General features: G+C 60.1%; 14 protein-coding genes. 10 read left to right on the top strand and 4 right to left on the bottom strand.

Annotated elements, in window-relative coordinates; genetic code table 11:
* Positions 1–9 precede the first annotated feature (9 nt).
* Both HB393_RS15805 and HB393_RS15800 read right to left on the bottom strand, forming a co-directional pair.
* Complete coding sequence (locus HB393_RS15805; RefSeq protein ID WP_213806143.1) at positions 10–1026, bottom strand: aldo/keto reductase; 1017 nt, start codon at positions 1024–1026, stop codon at positions 10–12.
* Positions 1027–1133: 107 nt separating this feature from the next.
* Complete coding sequence (locus HB393_RS15800) at positions 1134–2585, bottom strand: multicopper oxidase domain-containing protein (protein ID WP_213806142.1); 1452 nt, start codon at positions 2583–2585, stop codon at positions 1134–1136.
* 279 nt (positions 2586–2864) lie between these two features.
* Between HB393_RS15800 and HB393_RS15795 the strand changes: the two genes are divergently transcribed.
* The 8 genes from HB393_RS15795 to HB393_RS15760 all read left to right on the top strand — a co-directional run bounded on the left by HB393_RS15795 (position 2865) and on the right by HB393_RS15760 (position 17040).
* A complete protein-coding gene (locus HB393_RS15795; protein ID WP_213806141.1) occupies positions 2865–3668 on the top strand; it encodes a DUF4159 domain-containing protein in 804 nt (267 codons plus the stop codon).
* Between the two features lie 107 nt (positions 3669–3775).
* Complete coding sequence (locus HB393_RS15790; protein ID WP_255551196.1) at positions 3776–6016, top strand: glutamine amidotransferase; 2241 nt, start codon at positions 3776–3778, stop codon at positions 6014–6016.
* Complete coding sequence (locus tag HB393_RS15785) at positions 6013–6939, top strand: hypothetical protein (protein ID WP_213806139.1); 927 nt, start codon at positions 6013–6015, stop codon at positions 6937–6939. The genes HB393_RS15790 and HB393_RS15785 overlap by 4 nt, the downstream gene beginning before the upstream one ends.
* Positions 6936–9215 carry a tetratricopeptide repeat protein gene (locus tag HB393_RS25540; protein ID WP_345945237.1) on the top strand — a complete coding sequence of 760 codons (2280 nt, stop codon included), beginning with the start codon at positions 6936–6938 and terminating at the stop codon, positions 9213–9215. Before HB393_RS15785 ends, HB393_RS25540 begins: the two co-directional genes overlap by 4 nt.
* Positions 9216–9240: 25 nt before the next feature.
* Positions 9241–10269 carry an AAA family ATPase gene (locus tag HB393_RS15775; protein ID WP_255551195.1) on the top strand — a complete coding sequence of 343 codons (1029 nt, stop codon included), beginning with the start codon at positions 9241–9243 and terminating at the stop codon, positions 10267–10269.
* A complete protein-coding gene (locus tag HB393_RS15770; protein WP_213806138.1) occupies positions 10269–11180 on the top strand; it encodes a DUF58 domain-containing protein in 912 nt (303 codons plus the stop codon). The genes HB393_RS15775 and HB393_RS15770 overlap by 1 nt, the downstream gene beginning before the upstream one ends.
* Positions 11180–13234: a BatA and WFA domain-containing protein gene (locus HB393_RS25535; RefSeq protein ID WP_213806137.1), complete on the top strand. Its 2055-nt coding sequence runs from the start codon at positions 11180–11182 to the stop codon at positions 13232–13234. The genes HB393_RS15770 and HB393_RS25535 overlap by 1 nt, the downstream gene beginning before the upstream one ends.
* Positions 13231–17040 (top strand): DUF4175 family protein, encoded by a 3810-nt coding sequence (locus HB393_RS15760; protein ID WP_213806136.1) that lies wholly within the window; start codon positions 13231–13233, stop codon positions 17038–17040. Before HB393_RS25535 ends, HB393_RS15760 begins: the two co-directional genes overlap by 4 nt.
* Before the next feature lie 51 nt (positions 17041–17091).
* On the opposite strand, the gene HB393_RS15755 is transcribed toward HB393_RS15760, so the two are convergent.
* The gene (locus tag HB393_RS15755; RefSeq protein WP_213806135.1) at positions 17092–18303 is read right to left on the bottom strand and encodes a hypothetical protein; all 1212 of its coding nucleotides are present in this window, start codon (positions 18301–18303) and stop codon (positions 17092–17094) included.
* Positions 18304–18679: 376 nt separating this feature from the next.
* Between HB393_RS15755 and HB393_RS15750 the strand changes: the two genes are divergently transcribed.
* Together HB393_RS15750 and HB393_RS15745 are read left to right on the top strand one after the other, a co-directional pair.
* Positions 18680–22222 carry a TonB-dependent receptor gene (locus HB393_RS15750; RefSeq protein ID WP_213806134.1) on the top strand — a complete coding sequence of 1181 codons (3543 nt, stop codon included), beginning with the start codon at positions 18680–18682 and terminating at the stop codon, positions 22220–22222.
* 280 nt (positions 22223–22502) lie between these two features.
* Positions 22503–23537 carry an alginate lyase family protein gene (locus HB393_RS15745; protein ID WP_255551194.1) on the top strand — a complete coding sequence of 345 codons (1035 nt, stop codon included), beginning with the start codon at positions 22503–22505 and terminating at the stop codon, positions 23535–23537.
* Positions 23538–23575: 38 nt separating this feature from the next.
* Here the strand turns inward: HB393_RS15745 and HB393_RS15740 are convergent, their stop codons facing one another.
* Positions 23576–24883 carry a hypothetical protein gene (locus HB393_RS15740; RefSeq protein WP_213806132.1) on the bottom strand — a complete coding sequence of 436 codons (1308 nt, stop codon included), beginning with the start codon at positions 24881–24883 and terminating at the stop codon, positions 23576–23578.
* Positions 24884–25189: the final 306 nt, after the last annotated feature.

Raw genomic sequence — 25189 nt, 5'->3', positions numbered from 1 at the left:
GGAGTCTCCTTACTTTCGGTCGATCGGTAGTGGTGCGTTCGCGGCAACGAGTCCCTGCTTGCGGAGTTCGTGCCAGAAGTCATCGGGGATAGTGGCTTTCAGGGCTGCGTGATCTTCGATGATACGTTCGGGGCGGCTCGCTCCGGGGATGACGGCAGCGGAGGCAGGATGGGCGAGTGAGAATTGTAGCGCGGCGGCCTTGATGGGGACTTGATGACGTTCCGCGATTGCCTTGATGCGCTCGACTTTGGCGACGATCTCCGGGGAGGCCTGCTTGTATTCGAAGTTGGCGCCGCCGGCCAGGACGCCGGAGCTATAGGGGCCGCCGACGACGATATCGACCTTCTGGGCCGCGGCTTGCGGCATCAGGCGCTGTAGCGCGAGTTCGTGATCGAGCAGAGTGTAGCGGCCCGCGAGGAGGAATGCGTCGGGATGGGCGTTGTCCAGGCCTAGGGTGAGTTCGCAGGGCTCGACGCGGTTCACGCCGAGGCCCCAGGCTTTGATGACGCCTTGCTCACGCAGGCGGGTCAGCGCAGGGAATGCACCTTTGCGGGCGATCTCGAAGACTCCGAGCCATTCGTCCCCGTAGAAGTCCTGTGCGAGGTCGTGGATCCATACGAAGTCGACGTGATCGACGCCCAGGCGTTTGAGGCTATCTTCGAAGGATTGCAGGGTACCTTTTTCGGTGTAGTCGTTGACCATCTTGTGAGGGTTGCCGAACTCGAAGAGGCCGCCCTTTTCGCCGAAGTCGCGGTCTCCGGTCTCTAGCTCATCGAGGACGACGCGGCCGACCTTGGTGCTGAGGGTGTACTCTTCGCGTTTGTGTTTGGCGAGGGCTTTGCCCAGGCGTATCTCGGAGAGGCCCGCGCCGTAGAAGGGGGCGGTGTCGAAGTAACGAGTGCCTTGTTGCCAGGCGGCCTCGACGGTTGCAGCGGCTTCCTCTTCAGGGATATTGCGGAACATGTTTCCAAGGGGTGCTGCACCGAAGCCCAGGGGGCCATTGCGCAAATTTTCTCTGATATTCATACTCTTCCTCCGAAGGTCTGTTGGTTCGTTGCTGTTTGATGAGGTGCGGAGGACAAGGATGCTTTCTCAGGCATGATGCTCGCCGTATTCGTCTGGCGGTGTTCGCTTCAGGCGTAGCGGAAGAGGGCTTTGAAGCCGTAGTCCATGTGCTGCTGGATGTGGCAGTGGAAGAGGGAGAGGCCGGGCTGGTCGGCGGTGAAGTCTACGGTGGCGCGGCCGAAGAAAGGGACGACGACTGTGTCCTTGATGATGCCGGAGGTCTTTACACCGTTCATGTCGACCAGTTCCAGTTGGTGGCGATGGAGGTGGAGGGGGTGGGCGTCGTCGGTGCGGTTACGCATGATGAGGCGGTAGCGAGCGCCTTGTTTGAGGACGAACTCGTTCTCGCGGGGGTAGGGTTTTCCGTTGACGAGGAAGGTGTTGAACTTGTTGGCGCCGGCCGGGATCTTTTCGAAGGCCATATCGAAGGTGTGGTCGGGGGTGCGGCTGGGCGGGGTGGCGCCCTGGGCTCCGAAGATGGTGTAGTCCCAGGGGTCTTTGCTGGGATCGACCCATTTGGGCTGGGTGTGCTGGTTTTCGTACTCGACGATGAGGCCGAGGCCGAAGCTGCGGACCTTCTCGTTGGTGGCTCCCATGATCCAGATGCCGGGGTTGTTCATCTCGACGATGGCGTCGACGCGCTCGCCCGCGCCGAGGAGGATGGCTTCGACGGCCTGGGGGGTGGGAACGGGGTTGCCGTCGAGGGCGAGGATGAGGAACTTGTGGCCGGTGAGGGCGATGCGGCGGTTCTCGATGGCGCTGGCGTTGAGGAGGTGCAGGAGGACGCGCTGGCCGGCCTTGACGCGGAGGGGTTCGCCGGCTCCGAGGGACTTGTCGTTGATGGAGTAGGTCATGGAGCCGACTTCGAGGCCGTTGGGGTCGGTGTTGAGGACTGCAGGCTTCTCGGGCTGAGGGCCGTGACGGGTGTCGTCGTCGTCGTCCACCATGCTGGAAGTGAAGAAGGGCTCCCAGTCGCGGAGGGCGAGGAAGTGCTCCTGATCGTAGCGGCCGGGATCGGCGGCGGGGTCGATGTAGATGAAGCCGAATTGGCCGGTGTAGGCGCCTTTGTGGAGGTCGGCGAAGGCCATGGCGTGGGAGTGGTACCAGCGGGAGCCGAAGGGTTTGGGGGTGAAGCTGTAGCGGCGGCGTCCGCGAGGCGGAACGAAGGGGGTGCCCTCTTCTTCGACGCCGTCGACGTCGGAGGGGATGAGGAGGCCGTGCCAGTGGACTAGCTCGGGGGTGTCGGTGTCGTTGATGACGTCGACGGAGATAGGCTTGCCTTCCTTCATGCGGAGGATGGGGCCGGGAGAAGTACCGTTGTAGCCGATGGTGGAGAGGATGCGGTCGGGGGAGAGCTCAACGGTGACGGGCTCGATGCGGAGGGTGATGTCGGCTTTGGTGGCGGGAGGGGCCTGGGGTTGTGCGGCGGCCATACCGGGCATCTGAGAGGCGGCGAGGCGTGCGGCTGCGGTCTGGGCGAGAGCTAGGCTGCCGAGTTGAATGAAGTGCCTTCGCTGCAAGGGGTTCGCTCCTGCGGGCTTACTTGGAGCAAATCGTCTCATGTGGAGGTGCGGGTGGCAAGGCGGGGCAGAAGGGAGTGAGTCGATCCGGAGAAGGGAGGGTGATTCTTTTGAGTGGGATGGAAGGGATTTGGCGAGGCGGTTGCAACAAGTGGGGTGTGGGGTGCGTCTATCAGGCACCCACGGTAGGGAGATCTCTGGCATGAGCCAGCGGTTCGAGAACCGGATAGTATTTCGTCAGGCTCGATGCTCGGGAATGGAATGGGGAGATTGCTGCCCATGAAGGTTCTGCAGGGGATATCGGTGGCGGCGGTGGTTCTGATGTTCTGCACGCTGGTGTACGCCTACCAGCGGACGGCGGACTGGGGGTATCAGCCGGAGCAGACCAGCGAGAAGGCGGAGTTTGCGTGGTCGCGGCTGAGTTACACGTCGAATATGTCGAGCTACGGGTGGGGTGGGTATGGGCGGTTCGGGTATGGACGCGGGGGAAGCTGGTCGCGGGACTATCCGAAGGCTGACCGGCAGTTTCTAATTGCACTGAACCGGTTGACGCGGGTGCAGGGCAGGCCGATCGAGCAGGTGGTGAACCTGGACTCGGATGACATCTTCAACTATCCGTGGGTGTATGCGGTGCAGGTGCAGATGTGGTCGTTCAATGAGGAAGAGGCGAAGCGGCTGCGGGAGTACCTGCTGAAGGGCGGGTTTCTGATGGTGGACGACTTCCATGGGTCGGTGGACTGGGAGAACTTCATGAATGGGATGCGGATGGTGTTTCCGGATAGACCGGTGGAGGATCTGACGAATAAGGACGAGATCTTCCATGTGCTGTACGACCTGGACGACCGTTTCCAGGTGCCGGGGGAGCAGTATATCCGGACGGGGCGGACGTATGAGAAGGACGGCTATGTGCCGAAGTGGAGGGCGATCCGGGATGACAAGGGACGGATCATCGTGGCGATCTGTTACAACATGCATCTGGGCGATGCCTGGGAGTGGGCGGATGATCCGGACTATCCGGAGACGTTTGCATCGATGGCGTTTCGTGAGGGGTTGAACTATGTGGTGTATGGGATGACGCATTGAGGCTGGCATTGAGCATGTAACTTCGTAGATCACAAATATGGCACGACCAGATTGTGCGGCCTCCAGGCATGTTTGAATTTTTCTTCAAGTACCCATTGGCGAGCTTTATGAAGGGCCGATTCGTCCTGCTGGGGCGGTGGCCGGGGTGGGTGCTGGTGCTGCTGGCGGTGTTGTCGGCGGGTGGGCTGGGGTGGTTGATGTGGTCGCGGCGAGCTGAGGCTGCTCCTAAGCTGCGGGGTTGGCGCGGGGGAGTGGTGTGGGGGCTGGAGTCGGTGCTGATTGCGCTGGTGCTGCTGTTGCTGTGGGAGCCGGCGATGACGGTGGCGGAGTTGAGCTCGCAGCAAAACATCATTGCGGTGTTGGTGGACGATTCGCGGAGCATGGGGATTGCGGATAGTGGAGGCGATGGGAGGCAGACGCGCGAGGCGTCGGCGGTGAAGGCGTTGCAGGATGGGGTGTTGGCGGGACTGCAGAAGCGGTTTCAGACGCGGGTGTACCGGCTGGATGCGAAGGCGATGCAGGCGAAGGATCTGGGTGAGATTCGGGCGGATGGAGCGGCCACGCACATCAGCGATGGGTTGAAGCAGTTGGCGGCGGAGACGTCGGATCTGCCGGTGGGGGCAGTGGTGTTGCTGACGGATGGGGCGGAGAACTCGGAGGGGGGAGTTGGACGCGAGACGATGAATGCGCTGCGGAACCGAAGGTGGCCGGTGCATACGGTGGGGTTCGGGAAGGAGCGGGCGGCGCACGATGTCGAAGTGGACGATGTGAGTGTGGCTTCGCGGGCGATGGCCGATTCGCGGATGGTGGCGACGGTGCGGTTTCATCAGCGTGGGTATGCGGGGGGCAAGGCGACGCTGGTGGTGCGGGATGCGGGCAAGCCGATGCTGTCGCGCGAGGTGACGCTGGCGCCGGATGGGGCGATGCAGACGGAGACGCTGTTCTTTCATGCAGGGTCGGCGGGGGCGAAGAGCTTTGAGTTTGGATTGATGCCGTTGGCTGGGGAGGAGAACGTCAAGAACAATGCGGTGACGCGGCCGGTGACGGTGAGCGATGAGAAGCGGCGGATTCTTTATGTGGAGGGGGAGCCGCGGTGGGAGTACAAGTTTATCCGGCGGGCGGAGGATGACGACAAGACGGTGCAGGTGGTGTCGATGCTGCGGACGACGGAGAACAAGATCTATCGGCAGGGGATCAACGATCCGAAGGAGCTGGAGAGTGGGTTTCCGGTGAGGCCGGAGGATCTGTTTCAGTACCAGGGGATCATTATCGGATCGGTGGAGGCGGGCTATTTCACCCCTTCGCAGCAGGAGCTGCTGCGGGAGTTTGTGGATCGGCGGGGCGGTGGGGTGTTGTTTCTGGGGGGGCGATTTTCACTGGCGGATGGAGGTTGGGGTGGGTCGAGTGTGGCAGAGCTGCTGCCTACTTCGCTGCCGGCAGGGAGGAGTACGTTTCATCGCGATCCGGCGACGGCGGAGCTGACGACGAGCGGTGGGGATAGTCCGGTGACGCGGCTGGTGGACGATCCGCTAAAGAATGTGGAGCGGTGGAAGAAGCTGACCTACATGATGGACTACCAGGAGGCGGGGACTCCGAAGGCTGGCGCTACGGTGCTGGCGGATTTAAAGGTTGGGCAGAGGAAGCTGCCGCTGCTGATTACGCAGAGCTATGGGCGGGGGCGCACGGCGTTGATGGCGACCTCGGGGACGTGGCGTTGGCAGATGAGCGAGGCGTTGGGAGATACGGCGCATGATCTCTTCTGGCAGCAGCTTTTGCGTTGGGTGGTGGGGGATACTCCGGGGCGGGTGGTAGCGGGTTCGAGTGCCGAGACGCTTACGGATGATGGACGGATTCGGCTGACGGCGAGTGTGCGGGGGCAGGACTTTCTGCCGGCGGCGGATGCGAAGGTGGAGGCACATGTGATCGGGCCGCAGGGGCTGTCGACGACGGTAGAGATGGTTCCGGCGGGAGATGTTCCGGGCAACTTTGTGGCGGACTGGACGGCGGAGAAGAGTGGAGCTTATCTTGCCGAGATTACGGCCGAGGGGACGGGGCCGCTGAAGGATCTGGGGCGGGATGTGGTTTCGTTCCAGAGGACGGATGGGGTGGCGGAGAACTTCCACACGGAGCAGAATCGCGAGATGCTGGAGAAGCTTTCGGCGGAGACGGGTGGGCGGTATTGGAGGCCGGAGGATTTGAGCAGGCTACCGCGGGAGATCTCGTACTCGGAGGCGGGGGTTTCGGTGCGGGATACGAAGGAGCTTTGGAATATGCCGGTGGTGTTTCTGCTGCTGGTGGGGCTGGTGGTGACGGAGTGGCTACTGCGGCGGAAGTGGGGTGTCGTATGAGGGGCTGGTTACTGGTGCTTAGTTGCTGGTTGCTGGTGGGGCAGGCGCGCGCAGGGGTGTACTACGTCACTGTGGCGGGGCTGGGGGGTGAGCCGGACTATGAGCAGCGGTTTGCAGCGGCGGCGAAGGATCTGGATCGGGTGTTCAAGGGGGCGGGGAGTGGGGCGCATGTGGTGACGTTGTCGGGCAAGGATGCTACGCGGGTCCAGTTGACGGAGGCGCTGGCAGGTGTGGCGAGGGATGCGAAGGCAGAGGATGATTTTGTGTTGGTGCTGATTGGGCATGGGTCTTTCGATGGCACGGAGTACAAGCTGAACCTGGTGGGGCCGGATGTGAGTGGGTCGGAGTTAGCCGCGATGTGCGACAGGATTGCGGCTCGGCGGCAGTTGATTGTGGATACGACGAGTGCGAGTGGAGGCGCGGTTGCCGCGTTGCGAAGGCAAGGGCGTGGGGTGGTGGCTGCTACGAAGACAGGGACGGAGAAGAACGCGACGGTATTTGCACGGTACTGGGTGGAGGGGCTGCAGGATCCGGCAGTGGATGTGGACAAGAGCGATTCGGTGAGTGCGCTCGAGGCTTTTCAGTATGCGGACCGGAAGACGGCGGCGTTCTATGAGTCGCAGAAGCGGCTGGCGACGGAGCACGCGGTGTTCGAGGATACGGGGCGGGGTGAGGCGGTGCGGTCGGCGACGGGGAGTGAGGGGATGTTGCTGTCGAGCTTTACGGTGTTGCGGACGGGAGCGAGTCAGAAGGCGGCGAACGATCCAGCGCGGCAGGCGTTGCTGGCGAAGAAGGAGGAGCTGGAGCAGAAGATCGATGTGTTGAAGTACGGGAAGGCTGCGATGGACCCGGCGGAGTACAAGAAGCAGTTGACGGAGACGCTGGTACAGTTGGCGCAGACGCAGCAGGAGCTGGATAAGTGATTTTTACGGTTACAAATTTCGGACGCAGGTTTGGCGTGGGGTTGGCGCTGGGAGTGTTGTGCGGGGGCTTGGGCTGGGCTGCGCCCTTGGCTAGTCCGGAGAGCTGTGCGGTGCTACGGAAGCATGGGCAGAAGGTCGAAGCTACGACTTGTTATGAGGCGCTGGTGCGGAGTGGGTCGGCTTATCTACGAGCTGAAGGGTATTGGGGGCTGGAGCAGTACACGGAGGCGAACGAGCAGTTTCAGATAGCTACTTCGGCGTCGGCTTCGGAGAAGGACTCGCCGGGAGGTGGAGCGCTGGTGCGAGTGCGCTATGGGATGCTGCTGCATGAGCGGTTCAACAATGGGGATGCGGTGGATTTGTTCAAGGAGGCTTTGCAGCGAGATCCGAACAATGCGCGGGCTTATCTAGGGCTGGCGGTAGTAAGTGTGGATGGGTTCGACAACAAAGCGGGGGAGTATGCGCTGAAGGCGTTGACGTTGGATCCGAAGCTGGTGGAGGCGCATGAGTTGTTGGCGGGGCTGGCGCTGGAGAACGGGGATACTCCGCAGGCGTTGGTGCAGGCAGATGCAGCGTTGGCGGTTGCGCCGGATGCGCTGGATGCGATGGCGATTCATGCGGCGGTGGAGTTGTTGGCGGATCGGTCGCCGGATGTTTGGTTCGGGAAGATACGGGCGGTGAACCCGGGGTATGGGCAGGGATATGCGCTGGTGGCGCGGCAGTTGGAGATGCACTACCGGTATGAGGACGGGATTGTGTACTACCGCAAGGCGATCGAGGCGGACCCGAGGCTATGGTCGGCGCACTCGGCACTGGGGATTGACCTGATGCGCATGGGGCAGGAGGATGAGCCGCGGCAGCAGTTGGAGATGAGCTATAACAACGGCTATCGCGATGGCGCTACGGTGAACAGTCTGCGGCTGCTGGATAGTTACAAGAACTTTGTGACATTCAAGGATGAGACGACGATTCTGCGGATGCGGAAGGAGGAGGCGGAGCTGCTGCAGCCTTACTTTTCGGCGGAGCTGCATCGGGCGATGACGACGTATGCGGCGAAGTACAAGATGACGCTGCCGGGGCCGGTGCAGTTAGAGGTGTATCCGGATCATGAGGACTTCGCGGTGCGGACGATGGGGATGCCGGGGCTGGGTGCGCTGGGGGTGACGTTCGGCGAGGTGGTGGCGATGGATAGTCCTTCGGGGCGGAAGCCGGGGGAGTTTAACTGGGACGCGACGTTGTGGCATGAGATGAGCCATGTGTACATCCTAACGGCGACGAAGCATCGGGTGCCTCGGTGGTTTACGGAAGGGTTGGCGGTGCATGAAGAAGGTGTGGCCTCGGGGCGGCCGGAGTGGGCGGACCGGCTGACGCCGGAGGTGGTCGCCGCGATTCGGGATAAAAAGCTGCTGCCGGTGGCGAAACTGGATCGAGGGTTTGTGATGCCCGACTATCCGGCGCAGGTGGTGGTGTCGTATTTTCAGGCGGGGAGCATTTGTGACTTTATCGGGAGCAAATGGGGAGAGGCGAAGCTGCTGGAGATGGTTCACTCGTTTGCCGAGGTGAAGACCACGCCGGAGGTATTGCAGGCGGATCTGAGGCTGAGTCCGGAGGTCTTCGACCAGCAGTATATGGCTTGGCTGGATGGGCGAGCAGGGAAGACGGCGGCGAACTTCGATGCGTGGCGGACGCAGTTGAAGGCGCTGGTGGAGCTGGAGAAGCTGAAGAGCTATGACCTGGTTTTGAAGCAGGGAGAGGCGGTGCGGGCGCTCTATCCGGAGTATGTGGGGGAGGCGAATGCATATGAGTTTCTGGCGGAGGCTCATCTGGCGAAGGGGGATAAGAAGGCGGCTGCCGATGTGCTGACGGCTTACGAGAGGATGGGTGGGCAGAGCCCTGCGACTTTGAAGGAGCTGGCGAAGTTGCAGGAGGAGTTGGGTCAGGTGAAGGAGGCCGCGGGTACGCTGGACCGGCTCAACTCGATTTATCCGGTGCGGGATGAAGAGCTGCACCGGCATTTGGGGGAGTTGTGGTTTGCGCAGGGGAATTTTGCGGGAGCAATTCGGGAGAACTCGGCGGTGGTGGCGATGAAGCCGCTGGATAAGGCTGGGGCGGAGTTTCAACTGGCGCGGGCTTACTTTGCCGCGGGCGAGAGGGCGAAGGCGGAGGAGACTGTGCTGCTGGCGCTGGAGGCGACTCCGGGGTTTCGTCCGGCGCAGAAGTTGTTGCTGGAGATTGAGCATCCTGAGAGTGCGGCGGATTCAAAGGATAAGAAATAGAGATTCTGGAGGCGAGGGAGAGGCTATGGCGATGCTTGAGGAGTTGAATCCGGATGCGGCGTTGTTGCAGGAGCGGGTCGAGCGATTTCACGCGGTGAGAGATGGGATTCTGGCGCAGGTGCGGCAGGTGATCGTCGGGCAGGATGAGGTGCTGGATCAGATCCTGATTGCTTTGTTTGTCGGTGGCCACTGCTTGATTACAGGGTTACCGGGGACTGCGAAGACGCTGATGGTGAAGACGATTGCGCAGACGCTGGGGCTGACGTTCAAGCGGATTCAGTTCACTCCGGATTTGATGCCTTCGGATATTACGGGCACGGACATCATTGAAGAGGATCTGACTACTGGGCATCGGAAGTGGACGTTTGTCGAGGGACCTATCTTTGGGAATGTGGTGCTGGCGGATGAGATTAATCGCACTCCACCGAAGACGCAGGCGGCGCTGCTGGAGGCGATGCAGGAGCGAAGCTGCACGGTGCGCGGGCATGTATACCGGTTGCCTGCTCCGTTTTTTGTGCTGGCTACGCAGAATCCGATTGAGCTGGAGGGGACGTATCCGCTGCCGGAGGCACAGCTCGATCGATTTTTGTTCAATACGGTGCTGGATTATTTGAGTGCCAGCGACGAGTTGAAGGTTGTGGACCTGACTACGGCGACTAAGGTCGCGGATGTGCAGCCGGTGACTTCGGCGGGGGAGTTGCTGGAGTTTCAGCGGTTGGTGAGGATGGTGCCGATTGGCGAGTCGCTGGCGAAGTATGTGGTGAACGTGGTAAGGGCGACACGGGCGAAGAGCGAGAACGCTCCGGACTTTGTAAAGCAGTATGTGAACTACGGCGGAAGTATTCGGGCGGCGCAGTTTATCGTGCTGGCGGCGAAGGCGCGGGCGTTGAGCCGGAAGCGATATCACGTTACGTATGAGGATATTGTTTCGTTGGTGGTGCCGGTGCTGCGGCACAGGATTCTGCTGAACTTCCATGCGGAGTCGGAGCGGATCGATGCGGATGAGATTCTGGGGCGGCTGCTGAAGCATATGCCTCCGCCGAAGGAGAGTTGATGCAACGATTCCTCGATCCCGCGGTGCTGGCTGGTATTTCGAGTCTCGATCTGCTGGCGAAGACGGTGGTGGACGGCTTTGTGGCCGGATTGCATCGTTCGCCGGACTTCGGATTCAGCCAGGAGTTTGCGGAGTATCGGGCGTATACGCCGGGGGACGATCTGCGGCATATCGACTGGAATCTATTTGCGCGGACGGAGCGGATGTATCTGAAGCGGTATCGGGGGGAGACGAACAGCTATCTGACAGTGCTGCTGGATGCGAGCAAGTCGATGGAGTTCACCTCGGGGAGTGGCGCGAAGAGTGGGGTTCGGCAGCCAAGCAAGATGGACTATGCGCGGTTTGCGGCGGCTTCGCTGTTTTATCTGGTGATTCATAACCAGCGGGATGGGGCGGGGCTGGTGGTGTTCGATGACGAGGTGCGGGAGGCGATCCGGCCTTCGACGCGGTCGGGGCAGTTGCATCGGCTGCTGGCGGGCTTGGAGCAAGCGGAGCCGAGGGCAAGGACGGACTTTGCGAAGCCGATGAAGCACTTCCAAGAGCTGGTGCGGCGGCGGGGAATTGTGGTGGTGATCTCGGATTTTTATGAGAAACCGGAGGTGATCGTCAAGGCGATCGAGCCGCTGCGGTTTCATGGGAACGATGTGGTGTTGTTTCATGTGCTCGACCCGAAGGAGATTCGGCCGGACCTGAAGGGGCCGGCGGTGCTGGTGGATCTGGAGACGCAGCAGCGGCTGGAGGTGATTCCGGAGTACACGAAGGTGGCGTACTGGCAGAAGATGGATGGGCACATTGAGCAGCTACGGGACCGGAGCCAGGCGGCGGGGCTGGACTATCACCTGCTGGTGACGGACCAACCGCTGGACCAGGTGTTGCGACAGTATCTGGCGATACGGCAGGGAGGGAATTGATGGGGTTTCTGACGCCGTGGTTTCTGGCGGGGGCGGCTGCGCTGGGGGTGCCGGTTTTTGTGCATCTGCTGCGACGGCAGACGACTACGCCGCAGCCGGTGAGTTCGCTGATGTTCTTCGAGCAGGGGACGCAGAGCTCGACACGGCATCGGAAGCTGAGGTATCTGCTGCTGTTTGCGTTGCGGACGGCGCTGGTGGCGTTGCTGGTGCTGGCGTTTGCGAATCCGTTTGTACGGCGGGCGAATGCGGGGGCGAGTGGAAGGTTGTTGCTGGTGGTGGTGGATAACTCCTACAGCATGCGGGAGGGGACTCGGTTTGCCGATGCGAAGCGGGGCGCGCTCGAGGTTTTGGGAGCGAAGGCGGGTGGGCAGCGGGCGCAGGTGATGGCGCTGGGCGCGGAGCTGCAGGTGTTGACGCAGCCGGTGCAGGATGCGGGGACGCTGCGGGCGGCGGTGGAGGGGATTCAGCAAGGGGATTCGAAGGGGAACTTCGGCGAGTTGGGACACGGGCTGCGGGCGCTGGCAGAGACGGTGCATACGCCGGTGGAGTTGCATCTGTTCAGCGATATGCAGAAGACGGAGATGCCGGGGAACTTCGCCGACATGGTGCTGCCGGGGAATGTGAAGCTGGTGCTGCATCCGGTGGGGAGCGGGGTGGCGGGTCCTAACTGGACGGTGGAGAGTGTGAGCGCCCCGGCGCAGTTGGCGGACCCGAAGGATAAGCGGCGGTCACGGGTGGAGGCGGTGGTGGCGGGGTTCGGGACGCCGGCTGTGGCGAAGATGGTTTCGCTGCTGGTGAATGGGAGGACGATCGCGACGAAGCGGGTGGATGTTCCGGCGAATGGGCGGGTGAAGGTGGAGTTGGAGCCGCTGGATGTTCCGTATGGGTTCAGCCGGTGCGAGGTGAGGGTGGGGCCGGTCGCGGGTGGGGTGGCCGATGCGTTTCCCGCGGATGATGGGAGCGTGTTTTCGGTGAGGAGGAGCGATCCGGAGCGGGTGGCGTTTGTGCATGGGGCGGGGGATGGGCGGTCGGCGCTTTACTTCGGAGCGGCGCTGGGGGCCGCGGCGGAGAGCTCGTTTGTGCTGCAGCCGGTGAATGTGGAGCAGTCGGCGGATGTGGACCCGACGCGGTATGCGTTTGTGGTGCTGTCGGATGTGGGGACGCTGCCTTCGATTCTGGAGAACTCGTTGACGCAGTATGTGAAGGGTGGCGGGAGTGTGCTGGTGGCGGCGGGGACGAGCTCGGGGCGGCGGGGAAAGATCCCGGTGCTGGGGGCGGATGTGCTGGACGGCAAGTACTACTCGCGGGATGCGGGGGATGGGTTTGCGAAGGTGGCACAGGTCGATGGGACTCATGCGGTGATTGGGGATGGGTCGGATGGGTGGACGGAGCTGAAGGTGTTCTACGCGACGCGGGTGGATGCGGCGAAGGCGGGGGCGAGGGTGCTGGTGCGGTTGGGCGATGGAGCTAACGGGACTCCGTTGCTGATGGATAAGGCTTTGGGTGAGGGGCATGTGGTGGTGTTGGCTTCGGGGCTGGAGAATCTGACGAACGATCTGCCGTTGCAGCCGGGGTTTGTGCCGTTTGTGGACCGGGCGGCCCGGTATCTGTCGGGTGAGGATCGGCTGGGTGGGACGAGGGTGGTGGACTCGTTTGTACAACTGCGGACGGCGGGGGCTGGGCAGAGCGGGGCCGGGGTGGAGGTGGTGGACCCGGAGGGGCGGAGGCCGTTGTCGCTGGCGGAGGCGGGTTCGATCCAGTCGTATCAGTTGACGCGGAGTGGGTTTTATCAGTTGCGATTTGCGAATGGTAAGGATGGAGTGGTGGGGGTGAATCCGGATCGTCGGGAGTCGGATATGACGATGATTCCAGAGGACGTACTGAAGCTTTGGAGCGGAAGTGGAGGTCCGGAGGGCGCTCCGAGTGGTGAGATTGCAGCTAAAGAGACTCCCATGAGCTTGTGGTGGTGGGTTATGCTTTTGGCATTGGTGGCTGCGGTCGCGGAGTCTGTGGTTGCGACCGGCTACCTGGGCACGCAGCGGGAGGAAGCATGAGCAGGCAGAACGAGCTCAACCTCTACATCGGGCAGGTGCAGCAGAGACTGCGTCTGGGTGCGTGGGCGCGGGGAGCGGCGGTGCTGCTGGGGGCTGCACTGCTTACTACGCTGGTGCTGGTGGCGATCCTGAATGCGTATGCGTTTCCGGTGCGCGGTCTGGCGGGTGCGCGGGTGGCGCTGCTGTTGGTGCTGGGATCGACCGGGGCCTTTGCGCTGGCGGTGCCGGTGGTGCGGCTGAATCGGCGGCGGTCGGTGGCAGCGGCGGAGGCGGCGAGGCCGGAGCTGGAACAGCGGCTTACGACTTTTTCGGAGCGGCAGCAAGGGAATGACCCTTTTATCGAATTGCTGGCTGCGGATACTTTGAAGATCACGCGGGATGCTGCGCCTGCGGTCCTGGTGCCGGATGGGCGGCTGCTGGCGTTGTCGGGCGCGGGGGTTGGGTGCCTCGCGGTGCTGGTGTGGATGATTGCGGCGGGGCCGGGGTTTGTGGGGTATGGGGCTTCGTTGCTATGGACGGGACCGAAGAAGGATGTAGCGCCGCTGTACGAGATTCGAGTGACGCCGGGGGATGTGGCGGTGCGGCGGCATAGCGACCAGTTAGTGACAGCGGAGGTGATCGGGCTGCATTCGGATAAGGTGCGGCTGTTTGCGAAGTATGAGGGAGCGGATGCGAAGGCGGGGTGGGAGCCGGTGATGATGCAGGCTGTTCCGGCGCGGGCTGGAGTGTCGCCGACTGCGGCAGACCCTAGCAAGGGTGGGGCGGAGTTTCAGTTTCTGCTGACGGGACTGCCGGAGAACGTGGAGTACTACGTGGAGGCGGGGCCGGTGAGTTCGAAGCACTACAAGGTGCGGGTGGTAGATCTTCCTTCGGTGCAGCAGGTGCAGGTGACGTATCACTATCCGAAGTGGACGGGATTGAAGCAGGTCTCGGAGGAGCATGGCGGGGATCTGCGTGCGATTGAGGGGACGGAGGCGGAGATCGAGGTGAAGATGGATCGTCCGCTGCGCGATGGGGTGCTGGCGCTGGATAGCGGGCAGCAGTTGAAGATGGTGGGCGGGGACGGCAATCGGTACAAGGGCACGATCCGGATGGAGAAGGATGGGGCGTATCACGTTGCCGCAATGGACCGTGGGCAGCAGGTGCGGCTGTCGGAGGATTACTTCATCGCGACGAACAAGGCGAATCCGCCGGAGATTGCGATCGAGCGGCCGGGTGGAGAGTACAGGGCGAGCCCGATCGAAGAGGTGACGGTGGCGGTGCGGGCGGGGGATGAGTTTGGCCTGAACCAGGTGGAGCTGCACTACTCCGTAAATGGCGGTGCGGAGCAGAAGGTGAATGTGCTGAAGCAGGCAGGGGCGAAGAGTTCAGACGGCTCCATGACTCTGCGGCTGGAGGACTTCAAGCTGGTGCCGGGCGATCTGGTGAGTTTGTATGCGACGGCGCGGGATGGTCACGCGGAGGCACGGACGGCGATGTCGTTTATTCAGGCTGAGCCGTTTGAGAGGGAGTTTTCGCAGTCGCAGCAGAGTGGCGGGGGTGGAGGAGGCGGGGGGCAAGGGCAGGGGAACCAGACGGATATCTCCAAGCGAGAGAAGGAGCTGATCGCAGAGACCTGGAAGCAGGTGAATGGCAAGGAGCTTGCGAGTGGGGAGAAGGACAAGGCCACGGCGGCTAAGGAGGCTGCCGATGCGGGGAAGTTCCTCTCCGAGGTGCAAGTGAAGCTGCGGGAGCAGGTGCTGGCGCTGTCGAGCAGGATGCAAAGCCGGGATCTTTCTACAGCGAATGAGGAGTTCACTGGATTTGAAAGGGATATGCAGGCCGCTGCGGCTGCGATGACTCCTTCGGCAGACAAGCTTAAGCAGATGCAGTGGAAGGATGCGATTCCGGTGGAGCAGAAGGCGCTGCAGTATTTGCTAAGGGCTGAGGCTACCTTCCGGCAGATTCAGGTGGCTTTTGGACAGCAACAGGGTGGTGGTGGAGGTGGGGGAGGGGCTGGCCGGGATCTGGCGAGTCTGTTCGATCTGGAGATGGATACGGAGAAGAACCAGTATGAGACGGCACAGACTGCTTCTCCCGCGGAGCAACGGGCGAAGGAGGTGGATGACGCGCTGGCGAAGCTGGATGCTTTGGCTCGGCGCCAGGAGGAGTTGGCTCAGAAGCCACAGAACAGCGCACAGAGCTTCGAGCAGAGGTGGCAACAGGAGATGTTGCGGCGCGAGGCAGAGCGGCTCGAGAAGCAGATGCAGCAGATGGCAGAGAACGGTCAGAAGGGCCAGCAGGGTGGGCAGCAGCAAAGTGGTGGGCAACAGGGTGGAGGACAGCAACAGGGCGGTCAGCAGCAGAGTGGTGGACAGTCTTCGGGGCGGAGTGGTGGGCAGCAATCTGCTTCGGGTGCGCGGCAAGGTTCTTCTCAGCAGGGTGGTGATCAGGCCGGGCAGACGGATCGCGTGGACCCGCGGGTTGCGCAGGCTTTGAGCCGGCTGCGGCAGGCAGATGAGGCGATGAAGCAAGGGACGGGTGGTGGCGGACAACAGCAGAGTGCTGAGGCCTCTCGACGAGCCGCCGAGGCGCTGCGGCAGGCCACGAATCTTTTGAGTGGGACGCAGCAGCAACAGGCGTCGGGGAAGTTGGACTCGCTGTCTCGGGATGCGGACCGATTGGGTAAGGAGGAGCGGGCGCAGGCAGACCGGATTCGAGGGCTCACGGGACAGCAGGGGAATGGCGCGGAAGATTTGACGCAGCAGCAGATTGCGGGACGAATCGCGGAGCGGAATCGGCTGGCAGAGGAGCGCCAGCGGCTGTCGGACGATCTATCGCAGTTGGAGAAGGGCATGCGGGAGACGGCGCGGGGACTGGCTCCGAATCAGCCTGCGGCAGCTTCGAAGTTGCGGGATGCGTTGAATGGAATGGATCAGGCGGATCTTGGCAATCGAGTGCAGCGGACGGCGGATTGGCTGCGCAGGGGAATCGATCCAAACTCGAATGGGACAGAGGCGGGAATCAGCACGGCGCTGCAGAAGCTTGGAGAGCAGTTGAAGGAGGCTCAGCAGGGAGTGGGGCCGGGCAGGTCTGGGCAGGGACAGGACTCTTCGAGGACGGGAGAGCAGCAGACGGCTGCACTGGGTCATGTGGATCGGTTGCGAAGTCAGATCGAGGCGTTGGCGAGGAATGGGTCGACACGGGGGCAAGGGAAGCAGGGCAGTGGGCAGCAACAGGGGAATGGACAGCCGGGCCAGGGAGGGCAGCCTGGCCAGGGAGGGCAGCAGGGTAAGGCTGGACAAGGTGGCCAGCAGCAGGGTGGTGGGCAAAGAGCGAGTGGCGGCGGCCCTCAGATAGGAGGCGATGTAGGTGGCGCGAGGCGAGGTGATGTTGCGAATGGCGGAGACGGGTTTGTGGACTACAACGTCAATACGGGGAACAACCGGTTTGATCGCAAGGGGCAGCAGATCGATGGGCCTCAGAACAGGGGTGGAGTTGGTGGAGAACAGGCGTATCGGGAAGGCTTGACGGAGCTGAATCAGTTGCGGCAGTTGGCTAGGAACGATCCGGCGGCGTTGAAGGAGATACAGGATTTAGTGAAAGAGATGCAGCGCCTGGATCCAAGCCGCTTTCCGGGGAATCCGGCGATGGTGGAACAGCTTCATGCCGAGGTGTTGAGCGGAGTAGATAAGCTGGAGCTTCAGCTTCGACGTGGGTCAGAGGATCAGGTGGGACAGGTAAGGACGAGCAAGCCGGCGGTGGTGCCGGCGGGATATCAGGATGCGGTGGCTGATTATTATCGACGACTTAGTAAGGGCAAGTAGCTGGCTTCCTCGGTTGGCAGTCGCGTTGGATGTGCGCGATGATTATTATGGCTACCAAATATAGGCGGCCTCGATCGACGGTGCTCCGGTTTTACTGTCGACTACTTTTGTCTTGAGCACAATCTCGATGTTCTTCGAGGCCCAGTCTTTGGACTGTCGGTTCAGCAGGTCCAGATATCGGGGCGTAGTGACGAACTTAATCGCTGCCTCGGTCCCATTCTTTCCCACGCCTGCGATTACGACGACCAAGTTGTCTGTCAATCTGTCATGGAAGCGAGCGACAACAGCGTAGTCATCCCTGTCCTTGAAAGGGACGCCCGTGGGCCTAACCCATATAGTGGATGGATTCGTTTCGTCGTATATCTGCCTCGCGGGATTTGGTGCGAAGCGGAACCTCAAGTCGTTCAGTAGACGTAGTGTCCATTCGTTGTCATAGGCACCGATCAGGACGGTCGGATGCTTCGTCATGTCTGTCAGGGTAATTGTGGTGGTTGGCTGGACGATGGCCTCGATGTCATGCTTCGCGAACAGATCGGCAAGGGTGGCAATCGCTCCCGCAGTCGTAATGGATGTATAGGGGTACTCATCTTTCTTTTCGGCTTTGACGATTCCGTTGAAGCCGTTGGAGGAGAAGGCGACGGCACCCGGGCAGATGATCGTTGGGCTGGGGGTAATGCTAAGAGGTTGCCAGAATCGGTCGACCGACGAGCGGCTTGTGGCCGTTCGAAGATGCAAAAGCAGCGCAGGACAAGTTACGGCCAGCAAGACCAGCGTAGCGCCGATGGCTGTCTTGCTCCAGGTCTTCCAAAATGAGATCGGCAATGGAGCTGGATTTGAATCTTCCGGTCTGGAAGGCGAGTTGTTAAAGCCGATGACTGCCAACTCAGTTTTCGGAGTTGGAATCGACATGTCCGGGGAGGTGGTTTGGAAGAACTCCGGCACGTACGAGCCTGCGGGCAGGGTGATTTGTATTGCATGCTCGAACCCACTCTCGTGATAGATGGCTGCAAGCCGTTTGCGGACTTCGCCTGCGGTGACCCGGACGATGGTGTCGCTATTGGTGTCATAGTTCGCTTCTCTCTGGAAGACCTCGATTCCGAGTATTCGCTCCTTCAAATCCTCCGACCGTCCCTCGAGCGTCTTCTCGACCACGTAGAGCAGGAGGGCGGGGTATCGTTTGCTGTTAGTGAAATGCACTGTCTTGAGCAACTCCGCCAGCTCATTGCGGACGAGCTGACGCTCCTGTTCTGAGGCGGGGTACATACGAACTCTAGAAAATTCTGGCATCTTCATTTTTGGGAACACGCCGATGATACTTCGAGCGTTCTGCAGGCGGCACGGACGTTTATAACGTTAGTCTTCAGATTCTATAAGTGGTTACAAATAAGTAGCTTATCTTTTTTGTGTTCGGGTGTAACCGTTCTGTACTTGCCAAGAAGGCCAGCGAAGAAAGAGTGTGGTGCCGCTACTGAAAACTCATGATTTTGGGGCTGACGGAGCGCGAATCGATTGGCGGTTCAGACTTGCCAACCAACGATTCGCCCCGCATCGACCCTGGATCAGAGTTCGGTCACAAACTTGTTCCGCTTCCTGGAGGTCTACGGTGTTAAGAGTTTCTCGCACGATCTGCTGCGCTCTCATGTCTGTTGCGCTCTGTGTACTTTCCCCTTCTGCCTTTGCCCAACTGTCCACTGCGACGCTGTTTGGCACAGTAACTGATCCCGCTGGCGCTGCGGTTCCTGATGCCAAGGTCACGATTATCCAAACGGATACCGGCTTCGTTCGCGCAGTGGTGACGAATGAGAATGGCTCCTATCGCGCGGACTTCCTTCCTATTGGTCCTTATAAGGTCACGGTGGAATCACGCGGCTTCAAAAAGCTTGAGCGTACCGGCATCACACTCAATGTGACGGAAGAGGCGCACCTCGACGTCGCACTGACGCTTGGCATGAACGAGCAGACCATTGAAGTCACAGCGGAGATCCCTCTCCTTAATACCGGTAACTCTACTCTCGGCCGGACTGTCGACAATGCGGAGATCGATAATCTTCCCCTCGTTGACCGCAACGTCTATGCTCTGCTCGATCTCACCCCTGGCATTCAGAACAACAACAATGCAGGAACTGGCGGCAATGGCGGCGTCATTAACCCATTGGGGTATCCGGAGCAGCACGTCAAGATTAATGGTTCGACTGACAGCTCCGTTGGGCAGATCTCGTATTACCTCGATGGCGGATCGAACATGACCGGCATCCGAAATACGGGTAACCCGCTTCCAAATCCTGACGCGATCCGGGAGTTCGCGGTGCAGACGAACAACTTTTCTGCCCAGTTCGGACGCTCGTCTGGTGGGGTCGTTACGGTGCTTACCAAGTCTGGAACCAATCAGTTCCACGGTTCAGTCTTTGAGTTCTATCGGACCCGCAACTTCAATGCTACGCAACACCTCTTTGCGCAGAAGACACCCTACAATCAACATCGATTTGGATTTACTGTTGGCGGTCCCATCAAGCACGACAAGCTGTTCTTTTTCGGATCGTACGCAGGGTTCCGCTTCGTCTCTGCTAACGCGCTTACGACGACTGTGCCGAGCGCGGCCATGAATAGCGGGAACTTCTCTGAAAACCTTCCGACGACAGGTCTCACTGGGGCGGCTGCCTGCGCTGCCACGGCGACGGCGACAAAATTCTATGTGTGCGATCCGAATACCCGGCTGCCCTATGCGGGCAACATCGTCCCGGCTTCGGCGTTCGATCCCGCTATTGCGAACATCGTCAAGGCAGGGCTGATTCCAACTCCGAACCCCAGCCAGCCTGGTGATACTGCGTATTCCCGCCGCGACCTGCAGAGGTTTACCCAGGCGACGAATGAGCAACTCTACAAGGCTGATTACCAGATCACAGGGATGCAACGCCTGACGTTGAGCTATTTCCACCAGACGGGCGACTATGTTCTTAATCCGTCCGGGAACAACGTTCTCAACTGGACAACCCACAACTACAATTTTCTGCAACACAATGCCAACATTCAGCATGTCTGGACGTTGTCTAACAGCACAGTGAATCAGCTCTATGCCGGCTATACGCGGCTGCTCGGCGGGCGTGTTGCTTCTCCTGGCAGTCTCGCGACCTTTGGCTCTAAATTCCAAGAGCAGCTTCCGGACGGCAGCATTTGCGGTGCAGCCGCGCAGGCTGGGTGTTCCATGCCACAGTTTTCTGTTAGTGGCTGGTTCACGGCGGGTAACGCTATAACAGGCCCGGTAACAGGAAATAACTTGTATCTCATACGCGACGTCGTTAGTAGCACCCACGGCAAGCACACCGTCTTCTTTGGTGGCGAAGCGAACCTTGAAAAAGATGCGCAGCAGACCTTCCTGAATAACTACGGCACCTTCAGCTTTTCTCAGGCGAACAACACCAAGGGGCGAACGTCAGCGGCGATCACCGACTTTTACTTCGGCCGGCCGGCGACGATGGGACAGGATGTCCCGGTCTACGCTAACGCCAACTACTGGAACTTCGGTCTGTTCCTGCAGGACGACTGGCGTATTCTTCCAAGACTTACTTTGAACCTTGGCGTGCGCTATGACGTGCAGACCGCGCCTGTCGATGTTCAAAGGCGCACGTTGAACTTCCAGCCGGGCGTGCAATCGACGATGGTTCCTACCGCTCCACTTGGTGTACTGTTTGTCGGCGATGCAGGTGTTCCCGCAGGTGGCGCGAAGACGCAGTATGACCACATCTCTCCGCGATTCGGACTATCCTGGAGTCCTTATGCGAACAGCCGCACGGTGTTGCATGCGGGGGGTGGAATCTTCTTCGGCAGCGTCGCTGGCAATCTATTTGAGTATCCATCTAACGGCCTGCCGTTCTCGGGGAGGCCCTCCTTCAGAAAGGTGATCTCAGTTGCGGATCCTTACACTGGCGATCCGTCGGAGTTCTGTCCCAACCCCGCAGGTGGCTGCATCGTCGGCGTATCCCCGTATCCTTATGTGTACAGCTCATCGAACGTAAAGTTCTTTGTGCGGCCCTCGCCAATCATCGCCTTGGATCCCAACTTCCACTGGCCTGAGATCTACCAGTTCAACTTGGGTTTCCAGCAGCAGTTGACCAATAGCTTCGCGTTGTCGGCCACTTATGTGGGCTCCCTCAGCCGCAAGATCCCCATCTTCAATGACGTCAACTATCCGGTCTACACGCCGGGTGCGCCAACTGCTACACCTGCTGCTGGTACGGCAGCATCTGCATCGGGCAAGAACTATCCGAACACATCGGCCACGGTCGACAACCGTCGTCCGTTTAACCAAACGGCCGCACTGGGCGGAACGGGAGCAGGTGCAACCGGCGGCCTAGCAGGAAATCCCACCTACCAGTCGGTGAATGTTATCCAATCCTCTGAGGGCGCGAACTATCACGGCCTTCAGGTCTCTGCGGAGCAGCGGGTAACCCATAACTTCAGCGTTAAGGGATTTTATGTGTGGTCCAAGTCGCTCCAGAGCGAGCCTTTGGATAGCACCGGCAACACTGGTAACAGTGCGGCTACGGCACCTCAGGATCCGAACTTAAAGTATCTCGATAAGCAGAGGTCTGACTTCGATCAGAGGCACCTCAGCACAATTGCTTTCGTCTACAAACCCAATTACAGTGTGCAGAGTTTTGTGATGCGAAACCTGGTGAACGGATGGACGGTCACCTCGATTATTCGTCTGCAAAGCGGTCAGCCCTTCAATCTGACCACTGGTACTGATGTCAACGGGGACGGCAACAACAATGACAGGCCGAATCTCTCGGGTTTAGCTACTCCTGCAATCAACGATCACCATGGATCGCGCGTTGCGGCGATGAACTCCTGGGTCAGTGCGACCGCGTTCTGCACCTTCAGTCCCGCGACCGGCGCTTGCCCTGGAGTCGGTCCCGGAGGCTCCGACGGTACTTACAGCGCCAATTCGTTGAACTCGCCTGGCAGGCGTAGTGTGGACGCTTCGCTCTTTCGAGAATTCAACCTGGTTGAACGGATGAGATTCCAGCTACGCGGCGAAGCCACGAATGTCTTCAATCTGACCAATTTGCCCGCCCCGATAACGACGCTAAGCTCCCCTAACTTCGGCCACATTACAGGCACCATCCAAGGTGGAAGCTTCAGTAATCGTGTGCTTCAGGTTGGAGGGAGAATCCTCTTCTAGTGTTGTTTTGCGAAGCTTGCAAAAGCTTCGCTGGAGCGCAACCGTCGAGGGCTATAGCTTGACGGTTGCGTTCTACTTCTAAAAGCTAGCTGCAATCGTTCAAGCTGAAGGGATCAGCGTGAAGTGGCTTCTTCAATTTGAAACGCACAATGCGCGAAGATAGATATGAGAGCTGGGCGTTGCTACGGATTTACGAAAAGGAGTTTGGATGAGTATGCCAGTAGGTGTTTTTCGCCGGATCATTCGCTGTTGCGACAAATGGTGTGGAGTTACCTTTTCATTGACGCTCCTAATTGCGGTGGCTCCTGCTCTCTTTGCAGCTCCAACAAAGCCTCTTCGCTCTCCCTGGGATGGGAGACCGGTCACGGTGACCGAGGTGGCTTATGCATGTCCGGCCATCGTGCATATCGCGCCGGACCTGGTGACCGATGGCTTCTACAGACTCGATGATCCTACGCACTCCATTATCGATCCGGTGCGACAGGAGGCTTATCGGCAATCCAGTGAGGGAGTAAAGTCTGTGGGCGCGGAGATCGTAAGAGCGGCTGATGCCTACCGCACAACGGGATCGAAGCAGGCAGCACAATGCGCGATGAATCAGATTGTGACGTTGGCGCAGGAGCACTCGCTGGCGGGAAAGATGTCCTCCAGCCAGGCCTATTACGTGCAGGGATGGATCGCCGGTGCGATTGCGATCGCCTACCTGAAGATACGTGAGACAGGACTTGCAACGCCGCAGCAATCAGAGGTGATTGGGGCATGGCTCGAGAGTATTGGAAAACAGACTGTCGCTTACTACGAGGAGCACAATAGGTCAGGCCATGGAACCAGCCAGAATAATCATCTTTACTGGGCCGGTGTTGAACTTGCTGCAATTGGCGTCGCGGCAGATAACCCCAGCGACTTTTCGTGGGCGATGGGCACGTACAACATCGGAGTGGACAAGATACAACCAGACGGCACTCTTCCGCTGGAGATGGCCAGGGGGAGCCGTGCGCTTCACTATCATCTCTATGCGCTTGCGCCCCTGGTGCTCCTGGCCGAATTCGGGGAGGCGAATCACATCGACTCTTATGCCCGTGCCAATGGAGCGATTCATCGTCTCGTTAATATCTCTGTAGCAGGACTGCATGATCCCGCTCCGTTTGCTAAAGCTGCGAAGGCACAGCAAGAGATCCCGAAGACTATCAGCGGAGACCAGATCGGTTGGGCACCGCCCTATGTGAGACGCTTTCCGAATCCGGCGCTGGAAGGCTTCATTAAAAGCGCGCCGAGTCTCAGCGTTTTCTATTTGGGCGGACTGCCGCCTGGCTAGACGGCAACTATGGGCTGTAGATATTTATCGATCGCCCTCTACCTGCAGACGGCCATCGATCCTAGTCGTGACTGGGGCTTGCTCTCTGCAAGCTCATTGAGATAGGTCTCCAGCTTGCTATAGCCGGTCTTCGGATCGATTCGCTGGCCGTCGGAGGCGTCGTGCGGGTTGAGATGGTGAGCGTGTTCCCAGGCATCCGGAATGCCATCGCCGTCGCTGTCCTTTGGCGATGCAACTTCGCTGGAGGGTGGCGGCGGTCCTAGTTCTGTCTCGTCCACGATGAGCTTACCCTGCTTGCCGTAGGACAGGAGTTGATTCACCAGTTCGCGGTCAACGCTGTCCCGGCAGAGCGAGTCACCTGCATCCTTGGCCCCCAGGGATACGGCCTCGATCGCCGGCAGGACGTGTACCGGAATCTCGGGTTTTGCAAATGGGTTTGGGACGACGTCTGCGTTTACGTGCTCAAACGCGTCGTCGGTCACGAGTTGGCCGTCGAGCTGGCCGTTGTGATTGAGGTCGGCATAGTTGCCGGTTTGGTAGGTGTGATCTGTCTTGGTGAACTCCCCTATGAAGGAGTCCGCCGAGTTAGGTCCGGCGATGAAGTAGTTGTTGATCAGGTCCGCGAAGTGATCCTCGGCTCCATGACCGCCTACGTAGCCAGCCACGCCCCAGTTATAGACGACGTTGTTGACGTACTGAATATGTCCCTTTCCTTTGGGGTTGCGGCTTTTGTTATCGATCCATAGGTTACGGGTAAGGGTGAGATAGTCGCTCTCGCATAGGCAGCCGAAACGCTGCGGGACGATCCCCTGGCCGATGATGGAGTTCTGGATTGTGGAGTAGGTGTTGCCGTTGGTTTGAATGTTGTCCCATCGGCCCCATTCGATGGAGAGATGGTCGAGCATGACATGGGCCGCGTCGCTGAGGTTGAGGGAGCTGACCTTGGGCGACTCCGCGATGCCGCCGCGGAAGCGGACGTATCGGATGATGATGTTATGCGCGTGGGTCATGGAGACCTTCGCGTCGGCGATGGTGATGCCGCCTCCTGCGGCGGTCTGTCCCGCGATGGTGAGGTCGCTGCCGAGCTCCATGTTCGACTTGAGATGCACCGTGCCGCTGACAGCAAAGACGATCGTCACGTTGGAGCGGGTAGCGGCGGCGCGGAACGAACCCGGGCCATCGTCCTGCAGGTTGGATACCGTGAGGACGGGCTGTCCACGTCCGCCGGATGCAGAGGCGCCGAAACCTTCCGCACCGGGAAAGGAGATCGTGACCGATTGCGCCAGGGCGCTGACCGTGGCAAGCGGGAGCATCAGGAGAAAGGTAAGAGGGGAACGTAATCTCATGGGACCTTTGATTGGATCGACATCGAAGTTTGAACCTGTGGTGGCGTCATTTCCTATGAAGACCACCCAGGTTTCAGCTCTATTCGAAGGCGTCTCGATTGAAACACAGGAGCTTTGAAGTCGCCACGCTACGAACGGATGCTTCCCCGTTTGTCGGCTCAACTCATTGTCCTGCCACGGTTTGGGAGGACGTTTGCTTGAGTTGCTCAAGGCGAACTGAGGGACTCTCCTGTGATAACTTGAGACGGAAAGGGGTTATCGTTCGTGTATGGAGTCCATCGCCCAATCTCGGCCAACAGAAGAACT

Source organism: Granulicella sp. dw_53 (assembly GCF_018449545.1).
In the GTDB taxonomy this organism is placed as follows: Bacteria; Acidobacteriota; Terriglobia; order Terriglobales; family Acidobacteriaceae; genus Edaphobacter.
This window is presented reverse-complemented; position numbering and strand designations above follow the sequence as displayed.